Annotated in this window: 7 protein-coding genes; 3 read left to right on the top strand and 4 right to left on the bottom strand. The window is 36.3% G+C overall.

Features of this window, described 5'->3' with window-relative positions:
* Nucleotides 1-16: 16 nt before the first annotated feature.
* Nucleotides 17-1993: a methyl-accepting chemotaxis protein gene (locus tag BAZO_RS19490; RefSeq protein ID WP_003333198.1), complete on the top strand. Its 1977-nt coding sequence runs from the start codon at nt 17-19 to the stop codon at nt 1991-1993.
* A gap of 65 nt (nt 1994-2058) precedes the next feature.
* Here the strand turns inward: BAZO_RS19490 and BAZO_RS19495 are convergent, their stop codons facing one another.
* From BAZO_RS19495 to BAZO_RS19505, 3 genes are read right to left on the bottom strand one after another with little or no spacing between them, the layout of a single operon-like run.
* Nucleotides 2059-3156, bottom strand: coding sequence for a Ger(x)C family spore germination protein (locus tag BAZO_RS19495; RefSeq protein WP_003333199.1), 1098 nt, complete (start codon nt 3154-3156; stop codon nt 2059-2061).
* A gap of 19 nt (nt 3157-3175) precedes the next feature.
* The gene (locus tag BAZO_RS19500; RefSeq protein ID WP_003333201.1) at nt 3176-4258 is read right to left on the bottom strand and encodes a GerAB/ArcD/ProY family transporter; all 1083 of its coding nucleotides are present in this window, start codon (nt 4256-4258) and stop codon (nt 3176-3178) included.
* 8 nt (nt 4259-4266) lie between these two features.
* Nucleotides 4267-5736, bottom strand: a complete 1470-nt coding sequence (locus BAZO_RS19505; protein ID WP_003333203.1) for a spore germination protein — start codon at nt 5734-5736, stop codon at nt 4267-4269.
* Nucleotides 5737-5940: 204 nt separating this feature from the next.
* Between BAZO_RS19505 and BAZO_RS19510 the strand changes: the two genes are divergently transcribed.
* A complete protein-coding gene (locus tag BAZO_RS19510; protein WP_003333204.1) occupies nt 5941-6744 on the top strand; it encodes an enoyl-CoA hydratase/isomerase family protein in 804 nt (267 codons plus the stop codon).
* Nucleotides 6745-6762: 18 nt separating this feature from the next.
* Here BAZO_RS19510 and BAZO_RS19515 read toward each other — a convergent pair whose 3' ends face one another.
* Nucleotides 6763-7572: a hypothetical protein gene (locus BAZO_RS19515; RefSeq protein WP_003333205.1), complete on the bottom strand. Its 810-nt coding sequence runs from the start codon at nt 7570-7572 to the stop codon at nt 6763-6765.
* A 146-nt stretch (nt 7573-7718) separates the two neighbouring features.
* On the opposite strand from BAZO_RS19515, the gene BAZO_RS19520 reads away from it, so the two are divergent.
* Nucleotides 7719-8285 carry a cupin domain-containing protein gene (locus BAZO_RS19520; protein WP_003333206.1) on the top strand — a complete coding sequence of 189 codons (567 nt, stop codon included), beginning with the start codon at nt 7719-7721 and terminating at the stop codon, nt 8283-8285.
* Nucleotides 8286-8568: the final 283 nt, after the last annotated feature.

Genomic DNA, 8568 nt, shown 5'->3' on the forward strand with positions numbered 1-8568 from the left:
AGAAGAGGGAGTTTTGATGAAAAATAGTTTTGGTAAATTTAATACAATTAGGAAAAAACTTATTATCGCGTTTTCAATAATATTAATAATACCAGCTTTAAGTATTGGTATATTTGCCTATTCAACTGCTAAGAATGCAGTTGAACATGAAATAATGGACGGAATTGATGAAAATATTAATCTATTAAATACCTCTATCAATAATGCCATAGAACCTAAATTACAGAACATTGATGTTTTTTATCAAGAAATTACATTAGATTTGTATAATGGTGAAAGTAGCCCTGAATTAAGGGGGAAGTTTTCTGGATTTGTAAAATTACATCCCGAAATACAAAGTGTATATATAGGAACAACTACAGGGTTATTTATTCGGGAACCGTACATAAAAATGCCGGATGGCTATGATCCAAGAGCTAGAGATTGGTATAAGGAATCAATGGAGAAAAAAGGTGAAACGATTATTTCGCCACCATATGTTTCGGCAAGTACAGGGAAAATGGTTGTCACTATTTCACGTGCGAGTAAAGATAATTCTGGTGTAATTGGAATTGATATTTTATTAGATTCAATCCAAGATATAACGAATCAAGTAAAGATTGGTGATAAGGGATATGCGGCTCTGTTAGATCGAGACAGGAAGTATATAGCTCACCCGACCTTAAATTGGGGGACTGAAGCTAAAGAGTCATTTTTTGACATGGTTTATAGCCAAGAAAAAGGATCATTTAGTTATAATTATGAAGGTAAAGAGAAAAAGATGAGTTATGTAACTAATGATTTAACTGGCTGGAAAATAGTTGGAACATTTTATTCAGAAGAAATTAATGATGCGGCCGCTCCTATTTTCAAAAACACAGTTTTAGTTATAGTCTTAGCTTTGATAGTGGGAAGTGTAATCATCTATTTTATCGTTAGGTCTATCATTAAACCAATTAGAATGTTAAAAGAACAAGCTGTTACAGTTAGCAACGGTGACTTAACAGAGATTATCGAAATAAATACTAAAGACGAAATTGGTGATTTGGCTCATGCATTTAATGATATGGCACACAAACTTCGGGAGGTCATCCAACAGATTAATACTAGTGCCGAACATGTAGCAGCTTCATCTGAGCAATTACAGGCAACAAGTGAACAAGCAACGAGAGCAACAGAACAAATTTCAGCGGCTATTCAAGAAGTAGCAAATGGGAGTGAAATCCAGGTTGCAAGTTCACAGCAAAGTGCTATTGCGATGGAAGAAGTTTCAGGTGGCATCCAACGGATTGCTGAATCTTCAAGTGTAGTCAAGGATTCTATCAATGAAACGAAGTCCTTATCTGAACAAGGATATCAATCACTGCAAGCGGCAATTCATCAGATGGACTCCATCGAAAAAGGAACAAAGGCTACAACAGTAGCTATAAGGAAATTGAGTGAGCGATCAAAAGAAATTAGTAATATAATTGATATCATTACCAATATTGCTGAACAAACAAATTTGCTTTCTTTAAATGCTGCCATTGAAGCAGCGCGGGCAGGAGAACATGGAAAAGGCTTTTCTGTGGTAGCCGATGAAGTTAGAAAGTTGGCAGAACAATCGCGGACTTCGGCCAACCAAATCGTTACATTAATTGAAGAGATTCAAACTGATACAGAAATAGCTAATAAAGAGATGGATGGAAATAGTAAAGAAGTTGATTTAGGTAAGACTGTCATTCAGAAGACCAGAGAAGCCTTCAACCTTGTAATGAATGCTGTCAGACAAGTTGATGTTCAAATCCAAGAAGTATCAGCTACAACTGTACAAATTTCTGCAAATACTGAAGAGGTTACTGCTTCTGTTGAAGAGTTGGCACATATAGCTAAAGCCGCTTCAGAAGAATCACAAAATGTGGCTGCATCGTCAGAAGAACAATTAGCATCAATGGAGGAGATCAGTGCTTCCAGTGAAGCGTTAAGCAAGTTAGCTCAAGATCTTCAAGAATTAGTTTCTAAATTTAAAGTATAATGATTAACTAGAACAACGATTTAATGAATGGACAGTTCCTCGTTACCTATCGTAACGGGGAACTGTCACGATTCAGTTCCTTTTAATATTAGATCAACAGATACATTTATATCAATGATCGGAGATTTAACCATGTCAGCAAATTCAGGTTTAATTTTTTCCCACGTTTTCGGCTGATCTTTTTCAAATATACTTTGAAGATTTAATACATCTTCACCTGTTCTTTTGTATATCGTTGCTAATTTTTCGTAAACATCCTTTTTTAATATTTCGGTAAACTCATTTTCTAATTTATGTAATGTAGTTTTCCCCTGAATACTGCCATTGCCACAAGTGTATTCAGCTAAATAGCCTTTAGCCTTCAAATGCCCCCCGATGATTAGAGCTCCATTCTCCACCCTAGGTTTTAAGGAAGAAGATGTATGAATCATATCCATACTGACAGAGCCATTTCCTGATTGCGGGCAATCCATATGTAAACTTCCCGATTCAGTGTTTTCTTTAAGATAGGCTACGATGGTAGTTTCATGTTCATTTAAGCTACCTACTATTTTTCCTTTTTTTAAAAGAGATGTTCCATTAACCTCAATTTCATGTTTATTTTTTTGAATTTTAATATTGGGGATGAATTCGATATTATTTTCATGGATGGCCCTAGAAATGGACCCGATATCTGTAGTGATTGTTCTACCTGTTTCCTCCGTTAATTTTATCAGCTCTTTAATATATTCTGAGACAAAACGCTGATCCTTTTGTTTTACTTTCATTAAATCAATAGGATTATCCGAAAACACGACAGGAGTTGTTCTTCTCATATCTGGATCCCTTAGAAAGTGGCTAATGATTCCGGAGATTCCATCCTCTGCCTGCCTTTTCCCGATAATCAAAACTTGAATATTGGAGTAAAATGGATCACCATTCACCTTCGTTTGCAAAGAGTGAAGCGGTATTTCTATAGACTGGTAATTCACTTTTTCGATTGTGACTTTTGATTCGTTTTCATTACCTTGTTGTTGACCGGCGCCGCCTCCGCTATGCAAGTTTAGGCTTTCAACTCCAACTATGTACCCATCATCCTCTTTGTCTACAGCGATTCCGGAAATAAACATCCTGTCTCGCATTCGTTGGAAATCCCAACAACTGCTTAATAAAAAGGTCATCATTATAAAGAAAAATAGCCTCTTAATTTTGTTTCACCTTCCTTTTTACGGTATCAATCAGAACAATCAATGGAAAAATAAAAAAAAGTATGACAGTAACTACTAATTGTATAACCCTGGCAAGATGGCTGGTATGTTCGATATCATTTGGATAGATTGCTACTAAAAATACGATTACTCCCACAAAAATGACCCATCTGCTAATCGGAGTTTTTGAAAACAATGTTTTAAATCCAACAGAAGCTGATAGAAGTGTGAGATGATTAAGTGAAAAACCGTATAGAATCCAACTAGTTAAAAATACAATTTCTATCCGTTCTAATATCGGAATTTCAACTAATCGGGCCATATCAATACTTGGATATTCAATGTAGTTAATTTCTACTGGCCCAAATAAGGAAATAGCCATGATAAATAACAATCCAACAGTAATAGTTAAGAAAACTAAACCTTGAAAAACTCCTTTTTTAAGTATGTCAAAATTGGGCATTAACGGCAAAAAGAAGAGGAAGACCCAGCTAATTAAATAAGAATAAAGGGATGTAAATAATCCTTTATCAAAGATGATTCCTTTTGCGACGATAGGCTTTAAATCAGAAAAGTTAGCTTTATTAATGACAAGCAAAAAAATTGTAAACAGTGTTAAGATAAGCAAAGGCTGAATCAATTCATTGAATCGGGCCAATGTCTCTTCTTTTTTTGTTGCAGCATACATGACAATTAATAGTTCGGACAAAATGATACTCCACCCTGGAGTATGGAATAAAATATGAACAATGATTCCATCCGACAATAAGCGCATGCCTAATCCAGTTAAAATAATTGAAATTGCAATAAGAGCAACAAATAATAACCGACCTAACCACTTTCCGATGATGTTTTCCAAAATGTTCAATAAGGAGCAGCCAGGGTATCGTTCAGGCAGGATTAGGAATATCCTTGTAAAAAGAATTATTATAGCTAAGGACAAAATAATAAATAACCATCCGCTTTGTCCGGTATATTGATTGATTTCTCTTGGTAAGGTGGATAATCCTATTGGAGAACTTGCCATAATAAGCCAAAAAATTTGATTTTTTGAGAAAGTGAAGGTTTTCTTTACCATGTCTGCCCCTATCCTCTTTTTAATGGCTTCCATTTTCTTTGTTTTTTCTTATCTGCTAAATAAGTTGGCCTCATTGTTCGATAACGAATTGGAAATAAAATGAAGAGGTCAATCCAGTTCCGAAATTTTGTTGGTGCAAATGGTACAAGATAAGGAACACCAAAGCTTTTCAGGCTACTTAAATGCAAAAGTACGAAACTAAAGCCTAAAATTAACCCGAATAATCCAAAGAATCCGGCCCCGATAATAAGCAACAAACGAAGAAGCCGAAAACTAAAGGCCATTGAATAATGTGGTGTACTAAAGGAGGCCATCGCTGTAATTCCAACGACGATTAATGTGATCGGACCAACTATATTTGCTTGAACAGCTGCCTCTCCAATTACAATTCCGCCGACAATACCAACGGTTTGCCCTAAAGGTTTTGGTAAACGGACACCGGCTTCTCTAAAAATTTCAATCATAAGTTCCATTAATAAAAGCTCCCATATCGCTGGAAAAGGAACCTTTACACGGGTATGCGCTATTGCTACAAGCAAATCCGACGGGATCAGCTCGGGATTAAAATGAATTAATGCTACATAAAGTGATGGAAGAAAAATACTTATCAACATGGCGATAAGTCGAACAATCCGTACCATCGAACCGACGTACCATTTTTCATAATAATCATCCATGTTCTGCAAACTCTCGAAAAAGGTAAAGGGCACAAGTAAGGCCAACGGAGAGTTATCTACAAATAAGATGACCTTACCGGAATTAAGCGATTCTACTGCTACATCAGGACGGTCTGATAAGCGGACAAGCGGGAATATAGACCACATATTATCTTCCGTCCATTGTTCAAGTTCACTGGCAGAAATCATTTTATCTGTCTCAATAGAAGTAAGCCTTTGTCTAACCTCTTCCAGTACATCCTGATTTACAATTCCATCAATAAAAAGCACGGTTACCTTTGTTTGTGATAAAGAACCGATTTTCATATCTTGAATTTGGAGTTTTGGACTTTTTAAGTATTTTCGTATGATCGAAACATTAACACTAGATGAATCTACGAATCCTTCCTTCGTACCCTTAATTGTTGTTTCAATAATAGGAGATTCAGGGCTGCGGTCCGGCTTTTTCTCTGCATTTAATAAACAAAAGGTATCAAGCTTTTCAAATACAATCACAATGTTCCCTGTAAGAATTCCATCAATGATTTCATTTTTAGTTGAAGATGTTTTTAATTGGCAATATGGGAAGGTTTCTAGAAGAAAGGCTTCAGTAATTTTTTCTTCCTTTCCTATTCTAAGTATTTGTGGAAAGATATTTTCATTAATTTCTTTTTCGTCCGAAATGCCTTGTATAAAAAGAAGAGCGCCATTTTGACCGGAAATAGTTCTAAATCTACGTACATAAAGATCATTGCAATTTTTCAGTTCATCCAGAATGGTTTCTATTTTTTCTTCAATTGTCTTTAAAATAGACTTATGCAAATTTATTGCCTCCATCAGCATAATCCTAAAGGAAAATTATATTTAGTTTGTATAGATTTGGAGGGATTTATGCAACCAAAGTGATACCTAGTCATTCGTAAAGAAATACTTATTTATAGAGATTCCCTTTCCTATTTCTGTTAATATTAAGATAGAACTAATATACATACACGTTAAAAATATCCAGATAGGAGAGGGATCAGTGTGAGGGTTACAATCAAAAATACCGAAAACGATGGTAATATTTCACTACAAGAAAGCGGCGGTTTTGCCATTGTTACGATTAATAGACCGGAGTTGAAAAATGCTTTAACAAATAGAATGTGGGTCGACCTAAAAGCGGTTGGTAAGCGCATCACACAAAATCCGAAGAATAAAGTTGTGATTTTACGAGGAAGGAAGAAGCTTTTTTCTTCAGGCTCGGACTTGAAACAATTTAATGAATTATCGATTGACGAAGCGAATGATGCTTTTCGAATGATGGAGGAAGCGATTTCTACATTTGAGAGAATTCCGTTGCCAACGATTGGGGTTATCAATGGACCTGCCATGGGAGCTGGCTTTCAGCTTGCCTTAGCCTGTGATATTCGCATTGGCACAACCAATACATTAATGGGCTTTCCGGTTGGAAGATTAGGAATTACAATAAATCAAGCGTTTGCGAAAAGAATTGCCGATTTAATTGGAAAAAGTAGGACAATGGACCTTGTCTATACAGGCAGGCTCTTAAAACCGCAGGAATGCTATGATTTAGGGCTAATTAATTATTTATTGGACGATGATACGGATGTGAACCACTATGCCATTCGGTTGGGAAAAAAGATTATCGAGCAATCTTCGGCATCTGTTTTAGCGGTCAAAAGGGCCGTATCTTTTAATAATCCAACCGTTTCTATTCCATGGGAAACAGGACTTAGTGAAAGTGTTGACCCTGTTGATTTTCCAGAAGGAGTCCGTTCTTTCGTTGAAAAAAGAAAACCAAATTTTAAGGGAAAAGGGCACCAATAGGATGCCCTTTTTGCATAGTTATCGATCGGGAGAAATGGCTGCTAACCGAATATGAACAGCATACATTTCAATTTTAAAATAAGAGAACATGGCTTCATTCACTTTTTGTTGGACTTTTTTCAAAAGTTCAACGATATTCTGTTCAAGGGGGCAGTTCAGTTCAATTTCAATCGTTACGCTTTGAAAAGTGGTGAAATCGTAGTCGAGAATTTTTGCGTTCTTAACGTACTTTATTTTCTTGCAAGTGTGTGTGATGATTTCCTTATACACATCCTCATTTATCGTAATCGTTCCTTTTGTAAAATGAGGCTGAATAATCGTTTCTTCCCCAATATATTTCGCTTGTTTTGAGAAAAGCTTTTTTCCTTTTTGGAGGATCTTTTTTAATCTATTGTGCTCTACTTGCATATACGGAATCGGAATTACGTGCTTCCCTTGTGTGTTCCGCATGTAGCGAGCCATATTAATTTCCTTGCTAGTACGAATTTCAGATACATCAATATATGTATCGATTTTCCCCAACTTCAATTTATCTGCGATTAAGTTAACCATTTTTACGGAGGTTCCAACAATTAAAATTTTGTCTAAAGCAGTCATGCGGATCACATTCGCAACTTCCTCGCGGTGATCATCATAAAAGAAAGTGGCCCGCTTAACTGCTTTTATATAATTATTTTCATACTTAGCGGAAGTTCCCGCAATTTTCTTCCCATTTACAATTAAAATCCCATCATCGATAATCGCTGGAATGTTGTGTTCGTCGCAGAAATGTAAAACACTTGTACTTTTTCCGGTACCACTTTCCCCAACTAATGCATAAACCTTCAAAAAAATACCCCCTTCTCTCGGAACAGTGCTTAGTTCAATTATAAAACTGATGGAATGTTAAACCAAGACAAAAAAAGTAACTTAAAGTACCCTAATCCAGCATAGTGCATAGGATATCTCGTAAAACTGTGAAGGGATTGATTTACATGTACTATGCACCATGCATGTGCCAGTACTCACTACAATATCAATATCCATATTATTTTAATAATCCCGTGTATTATAGTGGGGGCTGGTCTGAAGGAGCTATTTCACAAGATGAATTGGAGCACCTGAACCGAATGGCTTTTTTACAATCACTAAATGGAAAAGTAAAGGATCATGGACCACATCCTTATGTTGTTAATATTAATGATGCTGCAAAAGAAAACAACACCTATCGCACCGCCATATGGACGGGTCCTCATTTGCAAGTAACGTTAATGAGCATTGATGTTGGGGGTGATATAGGCTTGGAGGTTCATCCTAATAACGATCAATTTCTCCGTATTGAACAAGGTCGTGGGGTTGTTCGAATGGGAAATAATAAAAACAATCTAACCTTTGAAAAACAAGTGAGAAAAGATTCGGCCATCATGGTACCAGCCGGAACATGGCATAATGTCATTAATGCCGGCAATGTCCCTCTAAAGCTTTACTCCATTTATGCACCTCCGCATCATCCATATGGAACTATTCACAGGACTAAAGCTGAAGCTATAGCAGAGGAATAGTGGATTGAATCACAATTATCAATGGCGATGGTGTAAATTAAATACCTGCACATTACTGGCAGCCCGATGATCTGAGGCTATTTAGTTTGTTAATTTTTGGATTATATTAAAACGTGGAGAGGATATAAGAACGGAACAAGCAGAGGAATTAGAAGTTTTCCTCTGCTTGCTTGGTTATGGCATTATTTTTTGTAGTGAATAAAAGAGGTGTATTGTGCAGTAGGCATAGCAGGAGGACCGAAACTGGCTTTCCAACATTGCGGTGCGGACAGCGAGTATGTGT

The organism is Schinkia azotoformans LMG 9581, assembly GCF_000307855.1.
GTDB lineage: Bacteria > Bacillota > Bacilli > Bacillales > Bacillaceae_J > Schinkia > Schinkia azotoformans.